Source organism: Faecalispora jeddahensis, assembly GCF_000577335.1.
GTDB classification, from domain to species: Bacteria; Bacillota; Clostridia; order Oscillospirales; family Acutalibacteraceae; genus Faecalispora; species Faecalispora jeddahensis.
On record NZ_CBYL010000098.1, the window covers coordinates 1 to 1,067 of the forward strand.

Consider the following 1,067-nt stretch of genomic DNA (forward strand, 5'->3'; position numbering starts at 1 on the left):
TGATGAATTGTCAAGACAAGTGCGCCAGTTCGTGAAGAAAAACTTGAATGGGAGATTTCCAATTCAAGCACTTGCGAGGTCTGGAATTAATGAGAAATAGATTATTGGTAAGCTCTTTCTGGTCAACGAAAGAAAGATTTGTTTTTTTGGGATAAAACTCTCGCAGCAAGCCATTGGAGTTTTCGTTACTACCTCGTTGCCACGAGGAATAGGGATCAGCAAAATACAAAGTTAAGCCCAATTGTTCTTGAATAGCTGTACAGCAGGCGAACTCTTTTCCTCGGTCTGTAGTTGCGGTTTGGAATGCTCCTTTTGGCAGGATGTTGTAAAGTGTAGTAATTGCTGTTTGCATAGAGGCTGCTGTTCTGTCTGGAGTTTTAAAAGCAGTGTACAGTCGACTTTTCCTTTCTACAAAGGTGGCAAAACAACCTTTGCTTTTTCCACGACTGGAAACCATACTATCAAGCTCCCAATGCCCAAAAGTTGTTCTGCTTTTAACTTCCTTTGGTCGTTCGCAAATTGGTGTTCCCATGGAAAATTTGCCACGTTTTTCAACCCTTCTACGCTTACCGTTTTGCCTTAGATTCTGCAAGGTAGCTGCTGGAAGAATCCCTAAGTAAAGCCAATTGTATATGGTTTTAAAACTTACTATTCCCAAGGTTACAGTATTGGCTATTTGTTCAGGTGACCAAGTTGCTAACATTTTATCGGTGATGCAAGCAATTAAACTTTCTGTACACTTTCCTTTGGGCTTAGAGCGCTTGCGGCGTGTCTTGTATGTGGACTGTGCACTTTCTCCGTCATAGCCAATATTGGTTATGTTGCGGAGAATCTCACGGTCAATGCTGGAATGGTGTCGACCTAGCCTTTGCCCAATTTTCCTGTGCGAATAACCTAGCGACAATAATTCTTCTATCTTGCCGCGTTCATATGTGGTAAAATGATGGTAGCTCATATTGTTGCCTCCGTTTGAATGTTGTCTCAGCAACTCCATTCTACACGAAGATTTCAGTATGGGCTATTTTTTTACCCTATGTCTGTGGCGCACTTCATTTTACAATCTATCA

The 1,067-nt window shown here is 41.6% G+C and carries 1 protein-coding gene; it reads right to left on the reverse strand.

Going from position 1 to position 1,067, the window contains the following annotated elements; all coding sequences use genetic code 11:
- Positions 1-10: 10 nt before the first annotated feature.
- Complete coding sequence (locus TY09_RS17475; protein WP_042437074.1) at positions 11-955, reverse strand: IS30 family transposase; 945 nt, start codon at positions 953-955, stop codon at positions 11-13.
- Between the last annotated feature and the right edge of the window lie 112 nt (positions 956-1,067).

What these genes read in the sequence shown, in the direction of transcription:
- TY09_RS17475 (WP_042437074.1), bottom strand. Translation starts at nt 955, where the DNA reads ATGAGCTACCATCATTTTACCACATATGAACGCGGCAAGATAGAAGAA.